Below are 25,871 nucleotides of genomic sequence, written 5' to 3'. Positions count from 1 at the left end.
TCCGACGACACCACCACCGAAGGCCGCGACCCATGACTGACAAGACCGCGGGCGGCGACGTCCGCCTCGCCGGGATCAGCAAGCACTACGGCTCGTTCACCGCCGTGCACCCGCTGGATCTCACCATCCCCCAGGGCTCCTTCTTCGCCCTGCTCGGCGCCTCGGGCTGCGGGAAGACCACCACCCTGCGCATGATCGCCGGACTGGAGGAGCCCTCCACCGGCACGGTCAGCCTCGGAGACCGCGAGGTCACCCAGCTGCCTCCGTACAAGCGCCCCGTCAACACGGTGTTCCAGAGCTACGCGCTCTTCCCGCATCTGAACATCTACGAGAACGTGGCCTTCGGACTGCGCCGCCGCGGCATCAAGTCCGTCAAGAAGCAGGTCGACGACATGCTCGAGCTGGTCGAGCTGGGCCAGTTCGCCCAGCGCAAGCCGCACCAGCTCTCCGGCGGCCAGCAGCAGCGCGTGGCCGTCGCCCGCGCGCTCATCAACCACCCGCAGGTGCTCCTCCTCGACGAACCCCTCGGCGCCCTCGACCTCAAGCTGCGCCGCCAGATGCAGCTGGAGCTCAAGCGGATCCAGACCGAGGTCGGCATCACCTTCGTGCACGTCACGCACGACCAGGAGGAGGCCATGACCATGGCCGACACGGTCGCCGTGATGAACGGCGGCCGCGTCGAACAGCTGGGCGCCCCCGCCGAGCTGTACGAGAACCCGCGCACCACCTTCGTCGCCAACTTCCTCGGCACGTCCAACCTCATCGAGGCCGAGGTCCTGGAGGCGGGCGGCGCCGAGGTGATGGTCAGCTCGGCGGGGACGAAGCTGCGGCTGCCCGCGGCCCGATGTTCGACCACCCCCAAGGCCGGCGGAAAGCTGCTGGTCGGGGTGCGCCCCGAGAAGATATCCCTGGTCCACGCGGACGAGGAGGACACCGTCGCGGCCGGCCGCAACAAGGTCCGCGGGCGGATAGCGGCCTCCTCCTTCATCGGGGTCTCCACCCAGTTCGTCATCGACAGCCCGGTCTGCCCGGAGCTGGAGGTGTACGTCCAGAACATCGAACGCGACGCCCGCCTGGTCCCCGGCGCCGAGGTCGTCCTGCACTGGAACCCCGAGCACACCTTCGGCCTGGACGCGGCCCAGTCCATGCTCGCGGGGACGATGGGCGACGCGGGCATCGAGACGGTCGAGGAGGGCGCATGACCGCCACCGCCGCGCCGCCGCGGGCCGAGGCCCCCGCCGAACCCCCGGTCCACAAGCCGTCCCTGCGCAAGCGGCTGATCCCGTACTGGCTGCTGATCCCCGGCATCCTGTGGCTGCTGGTGTTCTTCGTCCTGCCGATGATCTACCAGGCCTCCACCTCGGTGCAGACCGGCTCACTCGAAGAGGGCTTCCGGGTCACCTGGCACTTCCAGACGTACTGGGACGCCCTGACCGAGTACTACCCGCAGTTCCTGCGCTCCCTGCTCTACGCGGGCACCGCGACCGTGCTGTGCCTGCTGCTCGGGTATCCGCTGGCCTACCTGATCGCCTTCAAGGCGGGACGCTGGCGAAACCTCCTGCTGGTGCTGGTCATCGCCCCGTTCTTCACCAGCTTCCTGATCCGCACCCTGGCCTGGAAGACGATCCTGGCCGACGGCGGCCCGGTGGTGGAGGTCCTCAACGCCCTGCACGTCCTGGACGTCACCAGCTGGCTCGGGATGACCCAGGGCGACCGGGTGCTCGCCACGCCGCTCGCGGTGGTCTGCGGTCTGACGTACAACTTCCTCCCCTTCATGATCCTGCCGCTCTACACCTCGCTGGAGCGCATCGACACCCGCCTCCACGAGGCGGCCGGGGACCTGTACGCCCGCCCCGCCACCACCTTCCGGAAGGTGACCTTCCCGCTTTCCATGCCGGGCGTGGTCTCCGGGACCCTGCTCACCTTCATCCCGGCGAGCGGCGACTACGTCAACGCCGAACTGCTCGGCTCCACGGACACCCGGATGATCGGCAACGTCATCCAGTCGCAGTACCTGCGCATTCTCGACTACCCGACGGCCGCCGCGCTGTCCTTCATCCTCATGGCCATCGTGCTGATCATGGTCACCATCTACATCCGCCGAGCGGGGACGGAGGACCTGGTCTGATGCGTTGGCTCCGGCGCAATCTCGTCGTCATCTTCGGCCTCGGCACGCTCGCGTACATGATCCTGCCGAACGTCGTCGTGACGGTCTTCTCCTTCAACAACCCGGCCGGGCGGTTCAACTACGCCTGGCAGGAGTTCTCGCTCGACGCCTGGAAGGACCCCTGCGGGGTCGCCGACCTGTGCGGCTCGCTGTCCCTGTCGCTCCAGATCGCCGTGTGGGCCACCATCGGCGCGACCGCCCTCGGCACGGCCATCGCCTTCGCGCTCGTCCGCTACCGCTTCCGGGCGCGCGGCGCGGTCAACTCGCTGATCTTCCTGCCGATGGCCATGCCCGAGATCGTGATGGCGGCCTCGCTGCTCGCCCTCTTCCTCAACATGGGGATCCAGCTGGGCTTCTGGACGATCCTGATCGCCCACATCATGTTCTGCCTCAGCTTCGTCGTCGCCGCCGTCAAGGCGCGCGTCCTGTCGATGGACCCGCGGCTGGAGGAGGCCGCCCGCGACCTCTACGCGGGCCCGGTGCAGACCTTCGTACGGGTCACGCTGCCGATCGCGGCGCCCGGTATCGCGGCGGGCGCGCTGCTCTCCTTCGCGCTGTCGTTCGACGACTTCATCATCACCAACTTCAACTCGGGCAACACCGTCACCTTCCCCATGTTCGTGTGGGGCTCGGCCCAGCGCGGTACGCCTGTACAGATCAACGTCATCGGTACGGCGATGTTCGTCATCGCGGTCCTGGTGGTGCTCGTCGGCCAGATGGTCGGCAACCGCCGCAAGAACGCACAGCCCAAGTAACTCTGTGGGGAGTTGGAAGACATGGCCCCAGTCGCCATGCGAAGTGTTGCTCAATCCCTTTCCGAAGCACTGCCGGTCTCGTACTGGCTGGACGACCCCGGCAAGCCCGCCGCGCAGCCGGCGCTGACCTCCGACGAGGCCTGCGACCTGCTCGTCATCGGCGGCGGGTACAGCGGACTGTGGACCGCGCTGATCGCCAAGGAGCGCGATCCCGCCCGGGACGTCGTCCTGATCGAGTCGAAGGAGGCGGGCTGGGCCGCCTCCGGCCGCAACGGCGGCTTCTGCGCCGCCTCCCTCACGCACGGCCTGGCCAACGGCATGGCCCGCTGGCCGGGCGAGCTCGCCAAGCTGGAGGAGATGGGCGCCCGCAACCTCGACGAGATCGAGGCGGCCATCGCCCGCTACGGCATCGACTGCGACTTCGAGCGCACCGGCGAGATCGACGTGGCCACCGAGCCGCACCAGGTCGAGGAGCTGCGCGAGCTGTACGAGGAGGCCGGGAAGCTGGGCCTCGCGGGCGGCTCGCGCTGGCTGGACCGCGAGGAGCTGCGCGCCGAGGTCGACTCGCCGACGTTCCTCGCGGGGCTGTGGGACACCGACGGCGTCGCCATGCTCAACCCCGCGAAGCTGGCCTGGGGGCTCAAGGAGGCCTGCCTGTCGCTGGGCGTGCGGATCTACGAGAACACCCGCGGGCTGTCCCTGGCCTCCTCGGGCGCGGGGATGGCCGTACGCACCCCGTACGGGCGGATCTTCGCCCGGCGGGTGGCGCTCGGCACGAACATCTTCCCCTCGCTGGTCAAGCGGATCCGCCCGTTCACGGTGCCGGTCTACGACTACGCGCTGATGACGGAGCCGCTGACCGCCGACCAGCTGAAGGCCATCGGCTGGAGCAACCGGCAGGGCCTGGGCGACAGCGCCAACCAGTTCCACTACTTCCGCATCACCCCGGAGAACCGCATCCTGTGGGGCGGCTACGACGCCATCTACCCCTACCGCGGCAAGCTGGACTCCGAGTACGACCACCGCCCCGAGACGTACCTGAAGCTCGCGCAGCACTTCTTCACCGCGTTCCCGCAGCTGGAGGGCATCAAGTTCAGCCACGCCTGGGGCGGGGCCATCGACACCTGCTCGCGCTTCTCGGCGTTCTTCGGCACCGCGCACGGCGGCAGGGTCGCCTACGCGGCCGGCTACACCGGGCTCGGGGTCGGCGCCACCCGCTTCGGCGCCGACGTGATGCTGGACCTGCTGGACGGGGCCCGCACCGAGCGGACCGAGCTGGAGATGGTGAAGTCCCGGCCGATGCCGTTCCCGCCCGAGCCCTTCGCCTGGACCGGTATCACGCTCACCAAGTGGTCCCTGGCCCGGGCGGACGCCCGCGGCGGCCGCCGCAACCTGTGGCTGAAGGCCATGGACAAGCTCGGCCTCGGCTTCGACAGCTGACCGGGCCGGTCCGCCGCCCGACCGCCCGGCGGACCGACCCGCTCCGCGCCCCCCTGTGCGCGCCGCGGTTCACGCCGTGAGCCGCTTCACCACCACGAGGTGGGCAAACCCGCGTCATCGCAGGGCCCGGCCCCGCTCTCTCCCGGTGAGGAACCCTCACCGAAGAGGACGGAGGCCGGGCGATGCACGGCTCGGAGATCAAGACCGCGGTGGAATGGCTCGTATCGGTGGCGCCGGATCCCGACGCCTGCCGGTGGGAGTGGGAGCGCAACCCTCTTGGGGTCGCCCTGCTGCCCGCCGGCCGGCGGTGGGACGTGCTGATCCTGCCCGGAGGGCTGGGGCAGGCCGCCCTCGACGTCCTGACCCTGCTCCTCGACCGGCCCGGCCCGGTGCTCGCCGACTTCGACGACGCCCGGCTGGGCTTTTTCGTGCCCCCGGGTACGGCCTCCCGCTGGATCGGCACCGGGGTACGGGGGGCGGGGCGCGGGAGCTGGATCGTGGTCCCGTACCCCGGCCGGACCACGGGCGGGGTGCGCTGGCTGGTGGTCCCGGACGGCAGCGGGACGCTCACCGATCCGGTGCTGCTGGAGCTCGCCATGCACGAGGCCGCGGCCCGGGTGGCGGGGCAGGAAGGACGCAAGCCTTGACAAGGGCATTGGTCTGGACCATGTTGGGCGCCGCTGCCGCATCACCGGCGGCCTGACTCCATCCCCCCATGTTCCGGAGGCAGTTGTGCGCAGACCCATGTCACTGCTTACCGCGGCCGCCTTCGCGGTGGCCGCCTTCCTCGCCGCGGGCCCCCCGGCCGCGGCGGCCGACGCCGACCTCGCCCGCAACGGCGGCTTCGAGGCCGGACTCGACGGCTGGAACTGCTCGGTCGGCAGCGGAGCCGTCGTCACCACCCCCGTCCACGGCGGCGGTTCCGCCCTCAGGGCCACCCCGGCCGGCCAGGACAACGCCCGCTGCGCCCAGACCGTCACCGTCAAGCCCGACTCCGCCTACACGCTCGCCGCCTGGGTGCAGGGCGCGTACGTCTACCTCGGCGCGGCCGGGACCGGCACCACCGACGTGTCCACCTGGACGCAGACCCCGGGCGCCTGGAAGCAGCTGAGCACGACGTTCCGTACCGGCGCGTCCACCACCTCAGTGACGATCTACACGCACGGCTGGTACGGCCAGCCGGCCCACTTCACGGACGACGTCACGCTCGTCGGCCCCGACCCGGGCGGCTCCGGACCCGGCCAGCCCCTGCCCCCGGCCGCCCCCACCGGCCTGACGGCGTCCGGCGCCACCGCGAGCAGCCTGAACCTCTCCTGGTCGGCCGCATCCGGCGCCACCTCGTACACGCTCTACCGGGACGGCGCCGCGCCCATGAGCGTCACCGGGACCTCGACGACGGTCACCGGACTCGCCGCGTCCACCTCGTACACCTTCCGGGTCGGCGCGGTGAACGCGGCCGGCGAGTCCGCGAAGAGCGCCCCCGTCTCCGCCTCCACGACGAGCGGCGGCGGCAACCCGGGCAACCCCGGCCTCCCGGCGCACGCCCTGGTCGGCTACCTCCACGCGAGCTTCGCCAACGGCTCCGGCTACGTCCGGATGGCCGACGTGCCGGCCTCGTGGGACGTCATCAACCTCGCGTTCGGCGAACCGACTTCCGTGACCTCGGGGGACATCCGCTTCTCGCTCTGCCCGGTGAGCGAATGCCCGGGCGTGGAATCTGCAGCCGAGTTCAAGGCGGCCGTCAAGGCCAAGCAGGCGGCCGGAAAGAAGGTCCTCATCTCGATCGGCGGCCAGAACGGCCAGGTCCAGCTCGCCACCACGGCCGCCCGCGACACCTTCGTCTCCTCGGTCAGCAAGATCATCGACGAGTACGGGCTCAACGGACTCGACATCGACTTCGAGGGCCACTCCCTCTCCCTCGCCGCCGGCGACACCGACTTCCGCGCGCCCACCACCCCGGTGATCGTGAACCTCATCGCGGCCGTGAAGACGCTGAAGGCCAAGTACGGCCCGGACTTCGTCCTGACCATGGCCCCGGAGACCTTCTTCGTCCAGCTGGGCTACCAGTACTACGGCTCGGGCCCCTGGGGCGGCCAGGACCCGCGCGCGGGCGCCTACCTCCCGGTCATCCACGCCCTGCGCGACGACCTCACCCTGCTCCACGTCCAGGACTACAACTCGGGCTCGATCATGGGCCTCGACAACCAGTACCACTCCATGGGCGGAGCGGACTTCCACATCGCCATGACGGACATGCTGCTCACCGGCTTCCCGGTCGCGGGCGACACCGCGCGCGTCTTCCCGCCGCTGCGCCCGGACCAGGTGGCCATCGGCCTCCCGGCCACGACCAACGCGGGCAACGGCCACACCCCGCCCGCCGAGGTGGACAAGGCACTGGACTGCCTGACGAAGAAGGCCGACTGCGGCACCTACCGGACCCACGGCACCTGGCCCGCCCTGCGCGGCCTGATGACCTGGTCGATCAACTGGGACCGCTTCGGCGCCTGGGAGTTCTCGAAGAACTTCGACGCCTACTTCGGCGGCTGACACCCCGGCCGCCCTGGCCGGCCCGCGCGAGCGCCTCCTCGTACACGGGCGTCAGGCTGGGCGGGGGGTCCGGCGGTGCGGCGGGCGGTGTGGGCGACGGCCCACAGCAGGGGCGTGCAGAGGAAGCAGCTGGCCAGCACGTCCAGGGGCCAGTGCCAGCCGCGCAGGATCAGGCCGCCGGCCGTGGCCGCCGTCAGGAGCAGCGCGGCGGCCATCGGCCACGCGCGGCGGGTGTACGGGCCGATCATCAGCGCCGCGCCGACGTACGCGACGGCCGAGGTGGCGGTGTGGCCCGAGGGGAAGTAGCCGGCGGCCCACGGCTCCAGGGGGCCGGGGCGGGCGGTCCACTCCTTCAGCGGCACGATCACGGCCGGGACCAGGGCCATCGCGAGCCCCGCCGTCAGGGCCGGGGCCCAGGAGCGGGAGCGCCGGACGGAGTACGCCATCGCCAGGACCAGCACCGGTACGGCGACCGGTGCGTTGCCGAGGTCGGAGAGGCGCTCGGTGACGGCGTCGGGGACCGTGCGGACCAGGGCGCGGCTGAGGCGCTCGTCCGGCGTGAGCAGCGGGCCCGAGACGAGGACCTGCCAGGTCGTCAGGGCGAGCCCCAGCAGGGAGAGAAGGAGGAGGATGGCCGGCCGTCCCGGAACAGGGGGGATGGTTCCGGGACGGCCGCCCGGATCGGGTTGCCGAGCGCCCCGGGGGGTTTGGGGCGAACGGCCGTCCGATCGGTGAGGAGTGTGCGCGAACGCAGGCCCAGTGCGGCGCTGGGGAAGCCCGGTACTGGTGTCGCCCCCGGTTTCCCGGGAGCGGGGTGTCTCACTCATCTGCAGAAACCGTACGGCAGCGGAAAGGGGACCGACAGCAGGAACGCGCTCCTGCCATCGGCCCCCCACATCTTCTTCACAGTGCCTGACCGTTACCGCGGGTACCGGCGGGCTCTGGCGTTCGGAAGGTCGCTCAGACGTCCGTGCCGATGGCCGCGAACGCCGCCTCGATGAGGTCCAGGCCCTCGTTCAGCAGGTCCTCGCCGATGACGATCGGCGGGAGGAAGCGGAGCACGTTGCCGTAGGTGCCGCAGGTGAGGACGAGCAGGCCCTCGGCGTGGCAGGCCTTGGCGAGCGCGCCGGCCGCCTCCGGGAACGGGGTCTTGGAGACCGGGTCCTTGACGAGCTCGATCGCGATCATGGCGCCGCGGCCGCGGATGTCGCCGATGATGTCGTACTTCTCCTGCATGGCCGTCAGGCGGGTCTTCATGACGGACTCGATCTTCTTCGCCTTGGCGTTGAGGTCGAGCTTCTTCATGGTCTCGATGGAGCCCAGCGCACCGGCGCAGGCCACCGGGTTGCCGCCGTAGGTGCCGCCCAGGCCGCCCGCGTGCGCGGCGTCCATGATCTCGGCGCGGCCGGTCACGGCGGCGAGCGGCAGGCCGCCCGCGATGCCCTTGGCGGTGGTGATCAGGTCCGGGACGATGCCCTCGTCCTCGCACGCGAACCACTGGCCGGTGCGGCAGAAGCCGGACTGGATCTCGTCGGCGACGAAGACGATGCCGTTGTCGTTGGCGAACTGCACGATCGCCGGCAGGAAGCCCTTGGCCGGCTCGATGAAGCCGCCCTCGCCGAGGACCGGCTCGATGATGATCGCGGCGACGTTGTCGGCGCCGATCTGCTTGGTGATCTGGTCGATCGCCTGGGCGGCGGCCTCGGGGCCGCAGTTCTCGGCGCCGGTGGGCCAGCGGTAGCCGTAGGCGACCGGGACGCGGTAGACCTCGGGGGCGAACGGGCCGAAGCCGTTCTTGTACGGCATGTTCTTCGCGGTCAGCGCCATCGTGAGGTTCGTACGGCCGTGGTAGCCGTGGTCGAAGACGACGACGGCCTGGCGCTTGGTGTACGCACGGGCGATCTTGACGGCGTTCTCGACGGCCTCGGCACCGGAGTTGAACAGCGCCGACTTCTTCGCGTGGTTGCCCGGGGTCAGCTCGGCCAGCGCCTCGCAGACCTCGACGTAGCCCTCGTACGGCGTGACCATGAAACAGGTGTGGGTGAAGTCCGCGAGCTGCGCGGAGGCGCGGCGCACGACGGCCTCGGCGGAGGCGCCGACGGAGGTCACGGCGATGCCGGAACCGAAGTCGATCAGGCGGTTGCCGTCGACGTCCTCGATGATGCCGCCGCCCGCGCGGGCCGTGAAGACGGGGAGCACGGAGCCCACGCCGCCGGCCACCGTCTCGAGGCGGCGGGCCTGCAGCTCCTGCGACTTGGGGCCGGGGATCGCGGTGACGATGCGGCGCTCCTGCGGGACAGCGGTCATAGAGGGCTCCTGGGGGGTGTTTTCGGGCGCACTTGTGTCTTTGTCCGCAGGCTAGGCCCGGGGGAGGGGGTACTGCATGCTCCGTTCGGGAGTGGTGTCCGCGTGTCCTTGTCCGTGACGGCCATAGGAGGGTCGCGCCGCCTGTCTTGTGGACGCTGCGGACGCAGGGGCTCGTACGGGGCCCACGGCCGCCTCCGGGCAACTACATTGAGCGACGCAGCGCAGGCACGGGCAGGGGGCAGGGGTTTCATGGACACCGACGGCACGTACGGCACGGACGAGAAGCGGCCGCCGCGCGCCGGGCACGTCCCGAGGCCGGCCGGCCCGCCGCCGGTCGGGGCACCGCCCGGTCTCCCGCCGAAGCCCGCCCACGCCCCCGCCGGCCCCGGCCCTACGCTCGCCGACTGGCTGCGCACCCCGCGGAACTCCGACGGGCCCGGCGTGTGGACGTACGGGCACGTGCCGCGCGCCGCCGAGGAGCCCGAGCGGACCCCGACCCGGCAGCTGATCAGCGGTGCGCTGATCGCCCTGCTGGCCGGGCTGCTGCTGTGGTCCCTGCTGTGGAACGGCTACCTGGGCGGCTTCTGGCTCTGGCCGCTCTACATGTTCACGCCCGACTCCTGGGCCGGGACGCTGCCCTCGGTGGTCGCCTCGTACGTCTGGTACGCCCTGGTCATCGCCGCCCTGACCGTCGGCTTCGGCCGGCTCGGCCGCTGGCCCGAACTGGCCCGCCGGATGCTCCGGAGCCGCGCGGTCCAGGCCGTGCAGGCCGCCGTACCCGCCCGGCCCGAGGAGGGCGGTCCCGACGATCCCGCCGGGTGGCCGCAGCTGCGCGGGGCGGGACTCGGGGAGATCGCCGACCGCCTCGGCGCCGAGGCCGGGTCCGGCCGCATGAACGACGTGGACTACGCGCGGATCCGGCGCGCCTGGGAGTCCGTACGGGCCGAACCCTCCCGGGCCGTCGCCTTCGCCGACTCCGTCCGGGACAAGGGCGCGGGCGCCTGCGTCCACCCCTCCGGGGCCCGGGACCTGCCCGTCCGCGCCGCCCGGCACGATCTGCTGGCCCGGCAGGTGCTGCTCGGCACGGTCGACGACAGCGCACGCAACCCGTACGGCCGCCGCGGCACCCGCCTCGCCCTCGACCCCGCCGTGCTCGGCACCTCGCTGCTCGCCGTCGGCCCCTCCGGCGCCGGCAAGACCCGGCAGCTGGTGCGGCCCGTCGTGGAATCGCTCGCCCTCCAGGCGCTGGCCGGGCAGGCCGCCGTCATCGCCGTCGCCTCGGCCGGCACCCCGCTCGGGCCGGACACCGCGTTCGACGTCGTGGTCCGCGTCGGCGACCCCGAATCCGTCTACGACCTCGACCTCTACGGCGGCACCACCGACGCCGACGAGGCGGCCACCCTGCTCGCCGAGGCCTTCGTCGGCGACGTCCCCGGCCTGGAGGTGCGCCGCGCCGCGACGGCCCTCGCCCAGCTGCTCGGCCCGTTCCGCGCCGCGTACGGCCGCTTCCCCGCCGTGCCCGAACTGCGCGAACTGCTCGACCAGGTACCGGGCGCCCTCGGCGGGCTGCGCACCGCCCTCGAAGACACCGGACACCACCTGATGCTCCGCGAGCTCGACGCGCGGGAACGGCAGTACGGGGCCCCCGGCGACCCGGGACCGGCCCTCGCCGACCGGGTGGCCCTGCTCGACCGGCCCGCGTTCGCCGGCTTCTTCGACACCACCGGGCAGAGCAGGCCCTTCTCGCTACGGGCCCTGGAGCACCCGCTGCGCGTCCGCGTCGACCTGCCCGAGCGCGGCCACGCCGACGCCTCCCGGATCCTGGCCCGGCTGCTGCTCGCGCAGTTCAACGCCTGCGCAGCGGCCCGCGCCGACCGGTCCCTGTTCGCGTTCCTCGCCTTCGACGACGCCTCGCACACCCTGACCCCGCAGACCGTGCGCGGCCTGCAGCGGCTGCGCTCGGCGAACGCGGGCGTCCTGCTCACGCTGCGCACGCTGGACGACGTACCGGAGGCGCTGCGCACCCCGCTGCTCGGCGCGGTCGGCTGCCGGATGGCCTTCTCCGGGGTCACCACCTGGGACGGCAAGCGCTTCGCCGAGGCCTGGGGCACCGAATGGGTGGAGACGCGCGACGTCACCCACCGGACGGTCTTCGCCGACCAGCCGCTGACCCGGGCCATCCACGCCTTCCGCAAGCTGGTCACCGGCAAGGCCGTGACCACGGAAGCGGTGACCGTACGGCAGGTGGAGCGGGAGCGGTGGTCGGCCTCCGAGCTGGCGCACGCCGTACCGCCCGGGTACGCCGTGCTCTCGCTGACCTCGGTCAAGGGGGAGCGGGCGGCTCCGCTGCTGGTGCGGCTGGCCGCCACGGGCTGAGCCGACCCGTACGAGGTGGCAGAATCGAGGGGAGTCGTTCATACGACAAGGCGAAATTCACCGCCGCGCCCCCTCCCCTCCGCCGTGCCCCTCCCTCCTCTAAGGCCCCTGGTACCCGATGCCGCTCACGCTCGCCTCACTCGTCCAGCACTCGGCGCTCAAGCTCAGCGTCCGGGCGGGGGAGGGCCGCCTCGACACCCCCGTGCGCTGGGCCCACGTCAGCGAGCTCGCCGATCCCGTCCCCTATATGGAGGGCGGCGAGCTGCTCCTGATCACCGCGATGAAGCTGGACGCGGAGGATCCCGAGGAGATGCGCCGCTACGTACGCCGCCTCGCCGCGGCGGGGGTCGTCGGCATCGGCTTCGCCGTCGGCGTGAACTACGAGGCGGTCCCCGAGGCCCTGGTCGAGGCCGCGCGCGCCGAGGACCTGCCGCTGCTGGAGGTACCGCGCAGGACGCCGTTCCTCGCGATCAGCAAGGCCGTCTCGGCGGCGCTGGCCGCGGACCAGTACCGCGCGGTGACCGCCGGCTTCGAGGCGCAGCGGGAGCTGACCCGGGCCGCGCTCTCCGCCGACGGGCCCGCCGAGCTGCTGGCGAAGCTGGCGGCGCACGTGCACGGCTGGGCCGCCCTGTACGACACCTCGGGCGCGGTGGTCGCGGCCGCTCCGGAGTGGGCCGCGCGGCGGGCCGCCCGGCTGACCCCGGACGTGGAGCGGCTGCGGGAGCGGCCGGCGCCCGCGAGCGCCGTGGTCGGCGGGTCGGAGGACCGCGTCGAGCTCCAGTCCCTCGGTACCGGCCGGCGGGCCCGCGGCGCGCTGGCCGTCGGCACGGGCGCCCCGCTGGGCACGGCCGAGCGGTACGCCGTGCACTCGGCGGTGGCCCTGCTGACCCTGACCACCGAGCGGTCGAGGTCCCTGCACGACGCCGAGTCCCGGCTGGGGGCGGCGGTGCTGCGGATGCTCCTGGACGGGGAGCCCGAGCACGCCCGGGCGGTGGCCGGGGACCTGTACGGGGCGCTGCTGGAGGCGCCGTTCCGGCTGATCGTGGCGGAGCCGGCGCTGCCGGGGACCGCGCAGCCGGAGGGGCTGGCACTGCTGGCCGACGCGGTGGAGTCGGCGGCCGCCCGGGCGGGGGAGGCCCTGCTGGTGGTACCGGAGCCGGGGCGGCTGGTGGTGCTGGCGGCCGACGGGGGCGCGGCGGTGCAGGCCGCCGCGGAGCACGCGGAGGCGCTGGAGTCGCGGCGCGGGCGGGATGCGGCCGGTCCGGAGCCGGACGAGCTGGTGGTCGGACTGTCCGCCGCCGCGGTGCCTTCGGGGGTGGCGGCGGCGTTCAAACAGGCCGACCAGGCGCTGGCCGTGGCCCGCAGGCGGGGCCGGCCGATGGTGGAGCACGAGGACCTGGCGGCGGGGTCGGTGCTGCCGCTCCTGGCGGACGACGCGGTGCGGGCCTTCGCGGACGGTACGTTGCGGGCGCTGCGCGAGCACGACGAGAAGGGGCGCGGGGACCTGGTGGCCTCGCTGCAGGCGTGGCTCTCGCGGCACGGGCAGTGGGACGCGGCGGCGGCCGATCTGGGCGTGCACCGGCATACGCTGCGCTACCGGATGCGGCGGGTCGAGGAGATCCTCGGCCGCTCCCTGGACGACCCGGACGTGCGCATGGAGCTGTGGCTCGCCCTCAAGGCCACCTCGCCCGCCGCGTAGAGCGGGCTTGCCGCCGCGCTGCGCCGCGCGGGTCCGGGCGGCGCAGCGCGCGGGCGACACTGACAAAGCGGCGCGGCCGGCGCCCGTCATGCTCCACCCCGGCTAAACACCGAAACCCGGACGGAGTCCTACGGTGGAGGGGACAAGGACCCCGCACACACTCGAAGGGCCGGGATTCGCATGACTTCCACCCACGCCTTCTGGCTCGCCGGCCGCCAGGCCACCGGCGAGGACAGCTTCGACGTCCACTCCCCGTGGGACAACCGGCTCGTCGGCACCGTCAGCGTGCCCACCGACGCCCAGGTCGAAGAGGCCGTGGCCGCGGCGCACGCCGTGACGGCCGAATTCTCCGCGACTCCCGCCCACGTCCGTGCCGCCGCCCTGGACCACGTGTCCAAGCGGCTCGCCGAGCGCACCGAGGAGATCGCCCAGCTGATCTCCGCCGAGAACGGCAAGCCCATCAAGTGGGCCCGCGGTGAGGTCGGCCGTGCGGTGTCCGTGTTCCGTTTCGCCGCCGAAGAGGCCCGCCGCTTCAACGGCGGAGAGGCCCAGCGCCTCGACACCGACGCCGGCGGCGTCGGCCGTCTCGCCCTGACCCGCCGCTTCGTCAAGGGCCCGGTCCTCGGCATCGCGCCGTTCAACTTCCCGCTGAACCTGTGCGCCCACAAGGTGGCCCCCGCCATCGCCGTCGGCGCGCCGATCATCCTGAAGCCGGCCCCGGCCACCCCGCTCTCCGGTCTGATCCTGGGCGAGCTGCTCGCCGAGACCGACCTGCCGGCCGGTTCCTGGTCCGTCCTGCCCGTCGCCAACGACAAGATGCCGGCCCTGGTGAAGGACGAGCGCCTGCCCGTCATCTCGTTCACCGGCTCCGACAAGGTCGGCTACGCCATCCAGCAGTCGGTGCCCCACAAGCACTGCACCCTGGAGCTCGGCGGCAACGCCGCCGCCGTGGTCCTGGACGACTGGTCCTCCGAGGCCGACCTCGACTGGGCCGCGACCCGCATCGCGACCTTCTCGAACTACCAGGCCGGCCAGTCCTGCATCTCCGTGCAGCGCGTGATCGCCGACGCCTCCGTCTACGACCGCCTCGTCGAGAAGGTCGTCGAGAAGGTCCAGGCCCAGGTCACCGGCGACCCGTCCGACTCCGCCACCGACGTCGGCCCCCTCGTCTCCGAGGACGCCGCCAAGCGCGTCGAGTCCTGGGTCGACGAGGCCGTCTCCGCCGGAGCCAAGCTGCTCACCGGCGGCAAGCGCGAGGGCGCCTCGTACGAGCCGACCGTCATCGCCGACCTGCCCGCCGACACCACCCTCGCCGTCGAGGAGGTCTTCGGACCGGTGCTGACGCTGACGAAGGTCGAGAACACCGACGAGGCCTTCGCCGCCGTCAACGACTCGAAGTTCGGCCTGCAGACCGGCGTGTTCACCCGGAACATCCAGACCGCGTTCCGCGCCCACCGCGAGCTTGAGGTCGGCGGCGTGATCGTCGGCGACGCGCCGTCCTACCGTGCCGACCAGATGCCGTACGGCGGAGTGAAGCAGTCGGGTGTCGGCCGGGAGGGTGTCCGCTACGCGATGGACGACTACACGTACGAGCGAGTCCTGGTCCTGACCGGCCTCGACATCTGATTCTCGTACGGCCAAAAAGCCGACGGCCGGAGCCCACTGTGCGGGGGCTCCGGCCGTCCCCCTTTTCCCGCGGGCCCGGATTGGGTACGACTCACAGGTAGCACCGGCCAGTAGGCCGGTACCACCGACTCTCCGGCGGCGAGGTGAGCCCGCTCATGTCCGCAACACAGCCCGCACAGCCCAAGGTGACCGAGCGCGAGGCACGGCAGGTCGCGGAAGCGGCCCGGGAACAGGACTGGCGCAAGCCCAGCTTCGCCAAGGAACTCTTCCTGGGGCACTTCCGGCTCGACCTGATCCACCCGCACCCGATGCCCGCGGACGAGGACGTCCGGCGCGGCGAGGCCTTCCTGGCCCGACTGCGGGCGTTCTGCGAGACCGAGATCGACAGCGCGCGCATCGAGCGCGAGGCGCGGATCCCCGACGAGACCGTGCGCGGGCTCAAGGAGCTCGGCGCCCTCGGCATGAAGATCGACCCCAAGTACGGGGGCCTGGGCCTCACCCAGGTGTACTACAACAAGGCGCTGGCCCTGGTCGGCTCCGCCAGCCCCGCCATCGGGGCCCTGCTCTCCGCACACCAGTCGATCGGCGTCCCGCAGCCCCTGAAGATGTTCGGCACGCAGGAGCAGAAGGAGACCTTCCTGCCGCGCTGCGCGACCACCGCCATCAGCGCCTTCCTGCTCACCGAGCCGGACGTCGGCTCCGACCCGGCGCGCCTGGCCACCACCGCCGTGCCCGACGGCGACGACGCGTACGTCCTCGACGGCGTGAAGCTCTGGACGACCAACGGGGTCGTCGCGGACCTGCTGGTGGTGATGGCCCGCGTACCGAAGTCGGAGAACCACCGCGGCGGGATCACCGCCTTCGTCGTCGAGGCCGACTCCCCCGGGATCACCGTCGAGCACCGCAACGCCTTCATGGGCCTGCGCGGTCTGGAGAACGGCGTCACCCGCTTCCACCGGGTCCGGGTACCCGCCGCGCAGCGCATCGGAGCCGAGGGCGCCGGACTGAAGATCGCCCTGACCACGCTGAACACCGGCCGGCTGTCCCTGCCCGCCATGTGCGTCGGCGCCGGGAAGTGGTGTCTGAAGATCGCCCGCGAATGGTCCGCCGTCCGCGAGCAGTGGGGCCGCCCGGTCGCCAGGCACGAGGCGGTCGGCGCCAAGATCTCCTTCATCGCCGCCACCACCTTCGCCCTCGAAGCCGTCGTCGACCTGGCCTCCCAGATGGCCGACGAGGACCGCAACGACATCCGCATCGAGGCCGCCCTCGCCAAGCTCTACGGCAGCGAGATGGCCTGCCTGATGGCCGACGAGCTCGTCCAGATCCGCGGCGGACGCGGCTTCGAGACCGCCGAATCGCTCGCCGCCCGCGGCGAACGCGCCGTCCCCGCCGAGCAGATGCTGCGCGACCTGCGCATCAACCGGATCTTCGAGGGCTCCACCGAGATCATGCACCTGCTGATCGCCCGCGAGGCCGTGGACGCCCACCTGTCGGTCGCCGGCGACCTCATCGACCCCGAGAAGGCTCTCGGCGACAAGGCCAAGGCCGGAGCCCGCGCCGCCGGGTTCTACGCCCGCTGGCTGCCCAAACTCGCCACCGGCCCCGGCCACGTCCCCGGCACGTACCGGGCCTTCCACCCGGGCGGCCACCCCGACCTCTCCGTCCACCTGCGCTACGTCGAGCGCAGCGCCCGCAAACTCGCCCGCTCCACCTTCTACGCCATGTCCCGCTGGCAGGGCCGGATGGAGACCAAGCAGGGCTTCCTCGGCCGGATCGTCGACATCGGCGCCGAGCTCTTCGCGATGAGCGCGGCCTGCGTGCGCGCCGAGCACCTGCGGGCCTCTGGGGAGCACGGCCGTGAGGCCTACCAGCTGGCCGACGCCTTCTGCCGGCAGTCCCGGATCCGCGTCGAGGAGCTCTTCGGCCGGCTCTGGTCCAACACCGACGACCTGGACCGCAAGGTCGTCGCGGGCGTCCTGTCCGGCACGTACACCTGGCTGGAGGAGGGCGTGCTCGACCCCTCCGGCGACGGCCCGTGGATCGCGGACGCCACTCCCGGCCCCTCGACTCACAAAAACGTGCACCGTCCCCTCCGCTGACCTGAGAGGATCGACATCAGGCGCACTGATGTACGGGTACGGGCAGGCGTACGCGTACGCCTACCGGTACGAGGGCAAGGCGGGCAGCGATGTCGACGGCCGTGGAAGACCGCAACAGCCGGCGGCTGGCATGGTGCGTGGCGCACGTCCTGCGCCACGCACCGGACCACATCGCCCTCGACCTCCTCGGCCGGCTCGACCGGCCGACCCGCAAGTACCTGTGCCGCGACGAGTGGCTCCCCGCCTCGGCCGTCACCCTGCTCCTGCGCCACGGCAGCGAGGCGGACCGCCACTTCATCGCCCGAAACCCCCGCGTCGTCGGGCGGCCCCTGCCGGGGCTGCCCGGCCCCGCCCGGTACGCACACCGCCGGACCCCGCCCGAACTGCTGCCCGTACTGCGGGCCGAGCTCGGCCGGGACCCCACCGACGGCGCCCTCAGCACCGCGGAGCTGATCGGCCTGCTGCGCCGGCACGGCATACGCAGGCCCCGCGTCGCCCTCGACGTCCTGCGGCTCCCTTACGTGCTCGACCCGCGCGAGGCGGCCGCCGAGCACGAGCGGCAGCCGCTGGCCGCCGGCTCCGTGGAGGCGCTGCTGCTCGTCGCGGAACTGCCCGACGACACCGTCCGCGCGCTGCTCGCCACCCCGGCCACCGCCCGGGACGGGCGCTCCTGGCACCGGCCCGCCGTCCGCGCCGTCCGGATGGGCCGGCTCACCCACGAGGAGCTCGTCGCCTGCGTGGCCCCCGCCCGCCACACCCTGCTCCTCGGCCATCTCCCGCCCGGGCCGGGCCTGCGCTGGAACCTGCCCGAGCAGGCCGGGATGCGCACGGCCGTCACCCGGGCGCTGAACCCGCTGGGGGACGACCCCCGGCTCTGGTCCGAACTGCTGCGGCACGCCCCCGGCTTCGCCGGGCCGCTGCCGGACCTGGTGGCCGCCGTGGTCGCGGGAAGCCTGCCGGGGCCGCCGCAGAGCCCGCAGGCCCCGCCGGCCCCAGCTGCCCCATCAGCCCCGCTAGCCCCGCCGGCCCCGCCCGCGCCGAGCGGCCGCGCGGAGTACGACGGGGCGGCCCTCGCGCGGGCCGTGCGCCACCTGGCCCCGACGGCCGCCGAGCCGGTGACCGGGGGAGTGGAGCGGGAACTCGCCCTGGCCAGCCTCGCCGTCCCCATGGAGACCGTCCAGGAGGACATCCGCTGGGTACGGGACTGCCTGGACCGGTCCCTGCTCACCGGCGTCGACGTGGTCCGGCACAAACTCCCCGCCTGCTGGGCCCTGGACGAGGACCACTGGCTCGGTGACGTGGACCACCCCGACCGGCACGACCGCCCCGAGGCCGTGCTCGCCGCCCGCGCCGAGGCGGACCGGCTGTTCGCCCTCGCCCTCGGCGAGGACCCGGACGCCTGGTGGCGGGTGGCCCGCACCCTCCCCGACTTCGCCGGAACGCTCCCGCACCTGCTCCTGCGGGTCACCGACGGGGACTCCGTGTCCACGCGCCCCTGAGTTGCGGCAACAATGGGGGCATGAGCGACCGCCCAGCCCCCCTCGCCGATCCGCACCTCCTCTTCGACCCCGCGGCCGGCCGGAGGGACATCGTCATCCTCGGATCCACCGGGTCCATCGGGACCCAGGCCATCGACCTCGCCCTGCGCAATCCGGACCGGTTCCGGGTGACGGCGCTGTCCGCCGCCGGCGGGCGCGTCGGGCTGCTGGCCGAGCAGGCCCGCCGGCTGCGGGTGAACACCGTGGCCGTCGCCCGCGAAGACGTCGTCCCGGCCCTGAAGGAGGCCCTGAACGCCCAGTACGGCGCTTCGGAGCCGCTGCCCGAGATCCTGGCCGGGCCCGACGCGGCGACCGAGCTCGCGGCTTCCGAGTGCCACACCGTCCTCAACGGCATCACCGGTTCCATCGGCCTCGCGCCCACCCTCGCGGCGCTGAGGGCGGGGCGGACCCTGGCCCTGGCCAACAAGGAGTCGCTGATCGTCGGCGGCCCGCTGGTCAAGGCCCTCGCGAAGCCCGGCCAGATCATCCCGGTCGACTCCGAGCACGCGGCCCTGTTCCAGGCCCTCGCCGCCGGCACCCGGGCCGATGTCCGCAAGCTGGTGGTCACCGCCTCCGGCGGTCCCTTCCGCGGCCGTACCCGCGCCGAGCTGGCCTCGGTCACCGTCGAGGACGCCCTCGCGCACCCCACCTGGGCCATGGGCCCGGTGATCACCATCAACTCGGCGACCCTGGTCAACAAGGGGCTGGAGGTCATCGAGGCGCACCTGCTCTACGACATCCCCTTCGACCGCATCGAGGTCGTGGTCCATCCGCAGTCCTACGTCCACTCGATGGTGGAGTTCTCCGACGGCTCCACGCTGGCCCAGGCCACCCCGCCGGACATGCGCGGACCCATCGCGATCGGCCTCGGCTGGCCCGAACGCGTGCCGGACGCGGCCCCCGCCTTCGACTGGACCAAGGCGTCGGCCTGGGAGTTCTTCCCCCTCGACACCGAGGCCTTCCCCTCGGTCGGCCTGGCCCGGCACGTGGGCACGGTTGGCTCCACCGCCCCGGCCGTGTTCAATGCGGCGAACGAGGAGTGCGTGGAGGCGTTCCTGGCCGGACGGCTGCCGTTCACAGCAATCATGGATACGGTCTCTGCCGTGGTCGATGAGCACGGGACGCCGGACGCGGGAACTTCCCTGACCGTCGCGGACGTCCTCGAAGCGGAGACCTGGGCCAGGGCCCGGGCACAGGAGATGGCGGCCCGGGCCGCCGTGGAGGCGCGCGCATGACAGCACTCATGACGGTGCTCGGAATACTCATCTTCGTATTCGGGCTGCTCGTCTCCATCGCGTGGCACGAGCTCGGCCACCTGTCCACGGCCAAGCTCTTCGGCATCCGCGTGCCCCAGTACATGGTCGGTTTCGGCCCGACCATCTGGTCGCGGCACAAGGGCGAGACCGAGTACGGGATCAAGGCCATCCCGATGGGCGGCTACATCCGCATGATCGGGATGTTCCCGCCCGGCGAGGACGGCAAGGTGACCGCCCGGTCGACCTCGCCGTTCCGCTCGATGATCGAGGACGCCCGCTCGGCGGCGTACGAGGAGCTCCAGCCCGGCGACGAGACGCGGCTGTTCTACACGCGCAGGCCGTGGAAGCGCGTGATCGTGATGTTCGCGGGCCCGTTCATGAACCTGGTGCTGGCGCTGGCGATCTTCTTCGGCGTCTGGATGAGCTTCGGCATCAACCAGACGACCACGCAGGTCGCGAGCATCTCCCCGTGCGTCATCCAGCAGAGCGAGAAGCGCGAGGTCTGCAAGGCCGGCGACCCGGTCGCCCCGGCCAAGGCCGCCGGGCTGCAGGCGGGCGACCGGATCGTGGCCTTCAACGGCCGCAAGGTGGCCGACTGGGCCGCCCTGCAGAAGCAGATCCGCGACACCGTCGGCCCCGCCACCGTCACGGTCGTGCGCGGCGGGCAGCAGCAGACCCTCCCCGTCAAGCTGATCGAGAACAAGGTCGCCAAGACGGACGGCCACGGCGGGTACGTCAAGGGCGAGTACGTGACGGCCGGCTGGCTCGGCTTCAGCCCGAAGAGCGAGATCGCCCCGCTGTCCTTCGGCCAGTCCGTGGACCACATGGGCGAGGTCGTCGACAACAGCGTCCAAGGGCTGCTCAAGCTGCCCGCCAAGATCCCGGCGCTGTGGAACGCGGCCTTCAGCGGAGCCGAGCGCGAGCCCGACTCCCCGATGGGCATCGTCGGCGCGGCCCGGATCAGCGGCGAGATCGCCACCCTGGACATCCCGGCCGAGCAGAGGCTGGTGTTCTTCCTCCAGCTCGTCGGGTTCTTCAACCTCTCGCTGTTCCTCTTCAACATGCTCCCGCTGCTCCCGCTGGACGGCGGGCACATCGCAGGAGCGCTGTGGGAGTCGGTCCGGCGCACCGTGGCGCGTGTGTTCCGGCGCCCCGACCCCGGTCCGTTCGACGTGGCGAAGCTGATGCCCGCCGCGTACGTGGTCGCCGGCGTGTTCGTCTGCTTCACGCTGCTCGTGCTCGTCGCCGACGTGGTGAACCCGATCAAGATCACTTAGTACGTCCGCACCTGTGCGGGGCGTACAGGAGCCGTGAGGGAGCCGGGCACGTATCGTGCCCGGCTCCCTACGTTCGGGTGTTCCAGCCCCTCGGATGCGTGGGCGGCCCGTTGATTGGCGTAATCTCGAAGCCTGGAGCCCGCCGATCTCGGGACCTTGATCCACACCTTGGGGTTGCACAGCAGATGACTGCCATCTCTCTCGGAATGCCGGCCGTGCCGACGAAGCTTGCCGACCGCAGGGTCAGCCGCAAGATCCAGGTCGGCTCGGTGGCCGTCGGCGGCGACTCACAGATCTCGGTGCAGTCGATGACGACCACCAGGACCTCCGACATCGGCGCCACGCTCCAGCAGATCGCAGAGCTGACCGCCTCCGGCTGCGACATCGTGCGCGTGGCCTGCCCGACGCAGGACGACGCCGACGCGCTCGCCGTGATCGCGAAGAAGTCGCAGATCCCGGTCATCGCCGACATCCACTTCCAGCCCAAGTACGTGTTCGCCGCGATCGACGCCGGCTGCGCCGCCGTCCGCGTGAACCCGGGCAACATCAAGCAGTTCGACGACAAGGTCAAGGAGATCGCGCGGGCCGCCAAGGACGCGGGCACCCCGATCCGGATCGGCGTCAACGCCGGCTCCCTCGACGCGCGACTGCTCAAGAAGTACGGCAAGGCCACCCCCGAGGCGCTGGTGGAGTCCGCGCTGTGGGAGGCCTCCCTCTTCGAGGAGCACGGCTTCAGCGACATCAAGATCTCGGTCAAGCACAACGACCCGGTCGTCATGGTCAACGCCTACCGCCAGCTCGCCGCCCAGTGCGAGTACCCGCTGCACCTCGGCGTCACCGAGGCCGGCCCGGCCTTCCAGGGCACCATCAAGTCCGCCGTCGCGTTCGGCGCACTGCTCTCCGAGGGCATCGGCGACACGATCCGCGTCTCCCTCTCGGCTCCGCCGGTGGAGGAGATCAAGGTCGGCATCCAGATCCTGGAGTCCCTGAACCTCAAGCCGCGCCGCCTGGAGATCGTCTCCTGCCCGTCCTGCGGCCGCGCCCAGGTGGACGTCTACAAGCTGGCCGAAGAGGTCACGGCGGGCCTCACGGGCATGGAGGTCCCGCTGCGCGTCGCGGTCATGGGCTGCGTCGTGAACGGCCCGGGCGAGGCCCGCGAGGCCGACCTCGGCGTCGCCTCCGGCAACGGCAAGGGCCAGATCTTCGTGAAGGGCGAGGTCATCAAGACCGTTCCCGAGTCGAAGATCGTGGAGACCCTCATCGAAGAGGCGATGAAGATCGCCGAGCAGATGGAGAAGGACGGCATCGCCTCCGGCGAGCCCACCGTCGCCATCGGCGTCTGAGCACGGCGGCGTCCGGGCCCTGTGCCCGGCACCCCCAAGGCACTGGCCCCGGCCCCGTTCCCGCAGCTCGCGGGCGGGGCCGGGGCTTTTTCGTGACCTGTGGGACCAGGCATCCTCCGGTGGCGGCGGGTACAGTGCGGAGATCAGCAGACTTGTATGGTGAGGCCCCAGTGTTGACGCAGACCACCACCCGGGTCCTTGAGCCCAGTGATCTCGACGCCGCCCTCGAAGTCCTCGGGCGCGAGCCGGTCGAGAACGCCTTCGTCACCTCCCGGGTCCAGGTCGCCGGCCTCGACCCGTGGCGCCTGGGCGGCGAGATGTGGGGCTACTACACCGACGGCCGGCTGCGCTCCCTCTGCTACGCGGGCGCCAATCTCGTCCCCGTCTGCGCCGACTCCGACGCCATCCGGGCCTTCGCCGACCGGGCCCGCCGCACCGGCCGCCGCTGCTCCTCCATCGTCGGGCCCGCCGAGGCCACCCGGCTGCTGTGGCGGCTCCTGGAGCCCAGCTGGGGCCCCGCCCGCGACGTCCGCTCCCACCAGCCGCTCATGGTCACCGAGCGGCCGTCCGCCGACGTGCGCCCCGATCCGCTCGTGCGCCGGATCCGCAAGGACGAGATGGACCTGATCATGCCCGCCTGCGTGGCCATGTTCACCGAGGAGGTCGGCGTCTCACCGATGGCCGGCGACGGCGGGCTCCTCTACCAGGCCCGGGTCGCCGAGCTGGTCGGCACCGGCCGCTCCTTCGCCCGCATCGACGACGGCAAGGTCGTCTTCAAGGCGGAGATCGGCGCCGCGACCGCCCGCGCCTGCCAGATCCAGGGCGTGTGGGTGGACCCCGAGTTCCGCGGCCGCGGGCACTCCGAGACCGGGATGGCCGCCGTCGTCGACTTCGCGCTGCGCGACATCGCTCCGGTGGTCAGCCTCTACGTGAACGACTTCAACACCGCGGCACGGGCCGCGTACCGCCGCGTCGGCTTCCGCGAGGTGGGCGCCTTCATGAGCGTGCTGTTCTAGACGAGCCGCCCGCGCGGCCCGGCCCGGCCCCGCCGCGGGCGGTACGGGGGCCGTGGGGACGCCGACGGGGGGCGCCCAGTAAGGTCGCGGCATGCTGCCTACCCCCGAGGGCGACGGCCCCGACCGGCCCGCCGGACTCCGCATCGGCCCCCTCGACCTAGCCGACCGCGTGGACGAGGCCCTGCGCGTGCAGGCCGTGGCCTTCGGGCTCAGCGAGGAGGAGGTCGGCATCCGGCGCTACATCGTGCAGCGCCACATGACCTGCCGCGGAGCCCGAGCCCTCGGCGCCTTCACCGAGGACGGGGCCCTCGCCGGGTTCGTGTACGGGATGCCGAACGACCGGGCGTACTGGTGGTCCTCCGTCGTCGAGCCGTATCTGCGGACCGAGGGGCTCGACGGCTGGCTCGACGGCTCCTTCGTGATCACCGAGCTGCACGTCCACCCCGGCTTCCAGGGCCGCGGCGTCGGCCGCACCCTCATCACCCGGCTCACCGACGCCGCCCAGGAGCCCCGCTCCATCCTCTCCGCCATCGACACCGAGAGCCCCGCCCGCGGGCTCTACCGGGCCCTCGGCTACACGGACCTGGCCCGCCAGGTGCACTTCCCGAGCGCGAGCCTCCCCTACGCCGTGATGGGGGCCCCGCTGCCGCTGCGCCGGCCCTGAAACCGTTTCCGGGGGGCCGCAGGCCCCCGGTAGCCTCCCGACATGTCATCGCAACACGTGCAGCGCATGTCCCGCCTCATGGCCAAGACCCTCCGCGAGGACCCGGCCGACGCGGAGACCCTCAGCCACCGGCTCCTCGTACGCGCCGGCTACGTCCGCCGCAGCTCCGCCGGAGTGTGGACCTGGCTGCCGCTCGGCAAGAAGGTCCTCGACAACGTCTCGCGCATCGTCCGCGAGGAGATGGACGCGATCGGGGCCCAGGAGGTGCTGCTCCCGGCGCTGCTGCCGAAGGAGCCGTACGAGGTCAGCGGGCGCTGGTCGGAGTACGGGGACCTGCTCTTCCGGCTCAAGGACCGCAAGGGCGCGGACTACCTGCTCGGCCCCACCCACGAGGAGATCTTCACCCTCGTGGTGAAGGACCAGTGCACGTCCTACAAGGACCTGCCGGTCATGCTCTACCAGATCCAGACCAAGTACCGCGACGAGGCCCGGCCGCGGTCCGGCGTGCTGCGGGGCCGCGAGTTCCAGATGAAGGACTCGTACTCCTTCGACGTGAGCGACGAGGGTCTCGCCGAGTCGTACGCCCTGCACCGGGCCGCGTACCAGCGGATCTTCGAACGCCTGGGCCTGGACCACCGCATCGTGTCCGCCGTGTCGGGCGCGATGGGCGGCTCCGCGTCGGAGGAGTTCCTGGCGCCCGCGGCGGCGGGCGAGGACACCTTCGCGGACTGCCCGTCCTGCGACTACGCGGCGAACACCGAGGCCGTGACCTTCGCCCTCGCCCCGGTGGACGCCGAGCACCCCGCGATCGAGGAGGTCGACACCCCCGACACTCCGACGATCGAGACCCTCGCCGCGCACCTCGGCGTGCCCGCGTCGGCGACGCTGAAGAACCTCCTGGTGAAGGTCGACGGCGAGATCACGGCCGTGGGCGTACCCGGCGACCGCGAGGTGGACCTCGGCAAGCTGGCTGAGCATCTGGCCCCGGCGGTGGTGGAGTTGGTGACCGCCGAGGACTTCGTCGACCGCCCCGACCTGGTGCGCGGATACGTCGGCCCGCAGGGCCTCGGCAAGGTCCGCTACCTCGCCGACCCCCGTGTCGCGCCCGGCACTTCGTGGGTGACCGGCGCCAACAAGCCGGACACGCACGCCCGGAACGTGGTCTGCGGGCGCGACTTCGAGGTGGACCGGTACCTCGACGTGGTCGTCGTCGAGCCGGGCGACCCCTGCCCGCGCTGCGGCGCCGGGCTCCGGCTGGACCGGGCGATCGAGATCGGGCACATCTTCCAGCTGGGCCGCAAGTACGCCGACGCCTTCGGGCTGGACGTGCTCGGCCGCGAGGGCAAGCCGGTGCGGGTCACGATGGGCTCGTACGGGATCGGCGTCTCGCGGGCGGTGGCCGCGCTGGCCGAACAGACCGCCGACGAACGGGGCCTGGCCTGGCCGGCGGCGGTGGCCCCGGCGGACGTCCACGTGGTGGCGGCGGGCAAGGCCGTCCAACTGGGGCTCGCGGAGCGGGCGGCCGAGGCCCTGGCGGGGTCCGGGCTGCGGATCCTGCTGGACGACCGCGCGGGCCTGTCCCCGGGCGTGAAGCTCACGGACGCCGAGCTGATCGGCGTCCCGTGGATCCTGGTGGCGGGCCGCCGCTCGGCGGACGAGGTGGTCGAACTCCAGCACCGCGCCACGGGAACCCGCGAGGAACTCCCCCTGGCGGAAGCCCTCGCCCGCCTGACGTGACCCCGTACGGCGGCCGGCCGGACA

At 72.3% G+C, this 25,871-nt stretch carries 19 protein-coding genes; 17 read left to right on the top strand and 2 right to left on the bottom strand.

Annotated elements, in window-relative coordinates; translation table 11 throughout:
- Nucleotides 1–32: 32 nt before the first annotated feature.
- The 6 genes from ACIBAD_RS32490 to ACIBAD_RS32465 all read left to right on the top strand — a co-directional run bounded on the left by ACIBAD_RS32490 (nucleotide 33) and on the right by ACIBAD_RS32465 (nucleotide 6,909).
- A complete protein-coding gene (locus tag ACIBAD_RS32490) occupies nucleotides 33–1,202 on the top strand; it encodes an ABC transporter ATP-binding protein (protein ID WP_134070776.1) in 1,170 nt (389 codons plus the stop codon).
- On the top strand, nucleotides 1,199–2,128 hold the full coding sequence (locus ACIBAD_RS32485; protein ID WP_134070774.1) for an ABC transporter permease: 930 nt from the start codon (nucleotides 1,199–1,201) through the stop codon (nucleotides 2,126–2,128). The genes ACIBAD_RS32490 and ACIBAD_RS32485 overlap by 4 nt, the downstream gene beginning before the upstream one ends.
- Nucleotides 2,128–2,922: an ABC transporter permease gene (locus ACIBAD_RS32480; protein ID WP_134070772.1), complete on the top strand. Its 795-nt coding sequence runs from the start codon at nucleotides 2,128–2,130 to the stop codon at nucleotides 2,920–2,922. The genes ACIBAD_RS32485 and ACIBAD_RS32480 overlap by 1 nt, the downstream gene beginning before the upstream one ends.
- Before the next feature lie 21 nt (nucleotides 2,923–2,943).
- Nucleotides 2,944–4,362 carry an NAD(P)/FAD-dependent oxidoreductase gene (locus ACIBAD_RS32475; protein ID WP_398910314.1) on the top strand — a complete coding sequence of 473 codons (1,419 nt, stop codon included), beginning with the start codon at nucleotides 2,944–2,946 and terminating at the stop codon, nucleotides 4,360–4,362.
- Nucleotides 4,363–4,544: 182 nt separating this feature from the next.
- Nucleotides 4,545–5,009: a hypothetical protein gene (locus ACIBAD_RS32470; RefSeq protein WP_398910312.1), complete on the top strand. Its 465-nt coding sequence runs from the start codon at nucleotides 4,545–4,547 to the stop codon at nucleotides 5,007–5,009.
- 97 nt (nucleotides 5,010–5,106) lie between these two features.
- Nucleotides 5,107–6,909: a chitinase gene (locus ACIBAD_RS32465; protein ID WP_398910310.1), complete on the top strand. Its 1,803-nt coding sequence runs from the start codon at nucleotides 5,107–5,109 to the stop codon at nucleotides 6,907–6,909.
- Here the strand turns inward: ACIBAD_RS32465 and ACIBAD_RS32460 are convergent.
- Nucleotides 6,894–7,736: a phosphatase PAP2 family protein gene (locus ACIBAD_RS32460; RefSeq protein WP_398910308.1), complete on the bottom strand. Its 843-nt coding sequence runs from the start codon at nucleotides 7,734–7,736 to the stop codon at nucleotides 6,894–6,896. The two genes, ACIBAD_RS32465 and ACIBAD_RS32460, sit on opposite strands and share 16 nt — an antisense overlap.
- 133 nt (nucleotides 7,737–7,869) lie before the next feature.
- The gene (gene gabT, locus ACIBAD_RS32455; RefSeq protein ID WP_134070762.1) at nucleotides 7,870–9,216 is read right to left on the bottom strand and encodes a 4-aminobutyrate--2-oxoglutarate transaminase; all 1,347 of its coding nucleotides are present in this window, start codon (nucleotides 9,214–9,216) and stop codon (nucleotides 7,870–7,872) included.
- A gap of 249 nt (nucleotides 9,217–9,465) precedes the next feature.
- Here gabT and ACIBAD_RS32450 point away from each other — a divergent pair, with 249 nt between their 5' ends.
- The 11 genes from ACIBAD_RS32450 (at nucleotide 9,466) to ACIBAD_RS32400 (ending at nucleotide 25,847) form a co-directional block, all read left to right on the top strand.
- Nucleotides 9,466–11,592 (top strand): ATP-binding protein, encoded by a 2,127-nt coding sequence (locus ACIBAD_RS32450; RefSeq protein WP_398910306.1) that lies wholly within the window; start codon nucleotides 9,466–9,468, stop codon nucleotides 11,590–11,592.
- A gap of 118 nt (nucleotides 11,593–11,710) precedes the next feature.
- Nucleotides 11,711–13,291 (top strand): PucR family transcriptional regulator, encoded by a 1,581-nt coding sequence (locus tag ACIBAD_RS32445; RefSeq protein ID WP_134070758.1) that lies wholly within the window; start codon nucleotides 11,711–11,713, stop codon nucleotides 13,289–13,291.
- Nucleotides 13,292–13,471: 180 nt separating this feature from the next.
- Complete coding sequence (locus ACIBAD_RS32440; protein ID WP_134070756.1) at nucleotides 13,472–14,917, top strand: aldehyde dehydrogenase family protein; 1,446 nt, start codon at nucleotides 13,472–13,474, stop codon at nucleotides 14,915–14,917.
- Nucleotides 14,918–15,072: 155 nt separating this feature from the next.
- A complete protein-coding gene (locus ACIBAD_RS32435; RefSeq protein ID WP_398910303.1) occupies nucleotides 15,073–17,016 on the top strand; it encodes an acyl-CoA dehydrogenase family protein in 1,944 nt (647 codons plus the stop codon).
- Between the two features lie 89 nt (nucleotides 17,017–17,105).
- Nucleotides 17,106–18,515: a hypothetical protein gene (locus ACIBAD_RS32430; protein WP_398910301.1), complete on the top strand. Its 1,410-nt coding sequence runs from the start codon at nucleotides 17,106–17,108 to the stop codon at nucleotides 18,513–18,515.
- A gap of 20 nt (nucleotides 18,516–18,535) precedes the next feature.
- A complete protein-coding gene (dxr, locus tag ACIBAD_RS32425) occupies nucleotides 18,536–19,789 on the top strand; it encodes a 1-deoxy-D-xylulose-5-phosphate reductoisomerase (protein WP_398910299.1) in 1,254 nt (417 codons plus the stop codon).
- Nucleotides 19,786–21,087: a site-2 protease family protein gene (locus tag ACIBAD_RS32420; RefSeq protein ID WP_134070750.1), complete on the top strand. Its 1,302-nt coding sequence runs from the start codon at nucleotides 19,786–19,788 to the stop codon at nucleotides 21,085–21,087. The genes dxr and ACIBAD_RS32420 overlap by 4 nt, the downstream gene beginning before the upstream one ends.
- A 185-nt stretch (nucleotides 21,088–21,272) precedes the next feature.
- A complete protein-coding gene (gene ispG / locus ACIBAD_RS32415) occupies nucleotides 21,273–22,430 on the top strand; it encodes a flavodoxin-dependent (E)-4-hydroxy-3-methylbut-2-enyl-diphosphate synthase (RefSeq protein WP_053693180.1) in 1,158 nt (385 codons plus the stop codon).
- 170 nt (nucleotides 22,431–22,600) lie between these two features.
- Nucleotides 22,601–23,446, top strand: coding sequence for a GNAT family N-acetyltransferase (locus ACIBAD_RS32410; RefSeq protein WP_208328974.1), 846 nt, complete (start codon nucleotides 22,601–22,603; stop codon nucleotides 23,444–23,446).
- Between the two features lie 91 nt (nucleotides 23,447–23,537).
- Nucleotides 23,538–24,110: a GNAT family N-acetyltransferase gene (locus ACIBAD_RS32405; RefSeq protein WP_134070746.1), complete on the top strand. Its 573-nt coding sequence runs from the start codon at nucleotides 23,538–23,540 to the stop codon at nucleotides 24,108–24,110.
- A gap of 42 nt (nucleotides 24,111–24,152) precedes the next feature.
- The gene (locus tag ACIBAD_RS32400) at nucleotides 24,153–25,847 is read left to right on the top strand and encodes a proline--tRNA ligase (RefSeq protein WP_398910296.1); all 1,695 of its coding nucleotides are present in this window, start codon (nucleotides 24,153–24,155) and stop codon (nucleotides 25,845–25,847) included.
- Nucleotides 25,848–25,871: the final 24 nt, after the last annotated feature.

The organism is Streptomyces sp. NPDC051109 (assembly GCF_044455885.1).
Lineage (GTDB): Bacteria > Actinomycetota > Actinomycetes > Streptomycetales > Streptomycetaceae > Streptomyces.
Note: the sequence above shows the minus strand (reverse complement) of the source record. Positions and strands in the feature narration are given on the sequence as shown.

Excerpts from the sequence above, each read along its gene's own strand:
- ACIBAD_RS32490 (WP_134070776.1), top strand. The coding sequence starts at position 33 with ATGACTGACAAGACCGCGGGCGGCGACGTCCGCCTCGCCGGGATCAGC.
- ACIBAD_RS32485 (WP_134070774.1), top strand. The coding sequence starts at position 1,199 with ATGACCGCCACCGCCGCGCCGCCGCGGGCCGAGGCCCCCGCCGAACCC.
- ACIBAD_RS32480 (WP_134070772.1), top strand. The coding sequence starts at position 2,128 with ATGCGTTGGCTCCGGCGCAATCTCGTCGTCATCTTCGGCCTCGGCACG.
- ACIBAD_RS32475 (WP_398910314.1), top strand. The coding sequence starts at position 2,944 with ATGGCCCCAGTCGCCATGCGAAGTGTTGCTCAATCCCTTTCCGAAGCA.
- ACIBAD_RS32470 (WP_398910312.1), top strand. The coding sequence starts at position 4,545 with ATGCACGGCTCGGAGATCAAGACCGCGGTGGAATGGCTCGTATCGGTG.
- ACIBAD_RS32465 (WP_398910310.1), top strand. The coding sequence starts at position 5,107 with ATGTCACTGCTTACCGCGGCCGCCTTCGCGGTGGCCGCCTTCCTCGCC.
- ACIBAD_RS32460 (WP_398910308.1), bottom strand. The coding sequence starts at position 7,736 with ATGAGTGAGACACCCCGCTCCCGGGAAACCGGGGGCGACACCAGTACC.
- gabT (WP_134070762.1), bottom strand. The coding sequence starts at position 9,216 with ATGACCGCTGTCCCGCAGGAGCGCCGCATCGTCACCGCGATCCCCGGC.
- ACIBAD_RS32450 (WP_398910306.1), top strand. The coding sequence starts at position 9,466 with ATGGACACCGACGGCACGTACGGCACGGACGAGAAGCGGCCGCCGCGC.
- ACIBAD_RS32445 (WP_134070758.1), top strand. The coding sequence starts at position 11,711 with ATGCCGCTCACGCTCGCCTCACTCGTCCAGCACTCGGCGCTCAAGCTC.
- ACIBAD_RS32440 (WP_134070756.1), top strand. The coding sequence starts at position 13,472 with ATGACTTCCACCCACGCCTTCTGGCTCGCCGGCCGCCAGGCCACCGGC.
- ACIBAD_RS32435 (WP_398910303.1), top strand. The coding sequence starts at position 15,073 with ATGTCCGCAACACAGCCCGCACAGCCCAAGGTGACCGAGCGCGAGGCA.
- ACIBAD_RS32430 (WP_398910301.1), top strand. The coding sequence starts at position 17,106 with ATGTCGACGGCCGTGGAAGACCGCAACAGCCGGCGGCTGGCATGGTGC.
- dxr (WP_398910299.1), top strand. The coding sequence starts at position 18,536 with ATGAGCGACCGCCCAGCCCCCCTCGCCGATCCGCACCTCCTCTTCGAC.
- ACIBAD_RS32420 (WP_134070750.1), top strand. The coding sequence starts at position 19,786 with ATGACAGCACTCATGACGGTGCTCGGAATACTCATCTTCGTATTCGGG.
- ispG (WP_053693180.1), top strand. The coding sequence starts at position 21,273 with ATGACTGCCATCTCTCTCGGAATGCCGGCCGTGCCGACGAAGCTTGCC.
- ACIBAD_RS32405 (WP_134070746.1), top strand. The coding sequence starts at position 23,538 with ATGCTGCCTACCCCCGAGGGCGACGGCCCCGACCGGCCCGCCGGACTC.
- ACIBAD_RS32400 (WP_398910296.1), top strand. The coding sequence starts at position 24,153 with ATGTCATCGCAACACGTGCAGCGCATGTCCCGCCTCATGGCCAAGACC.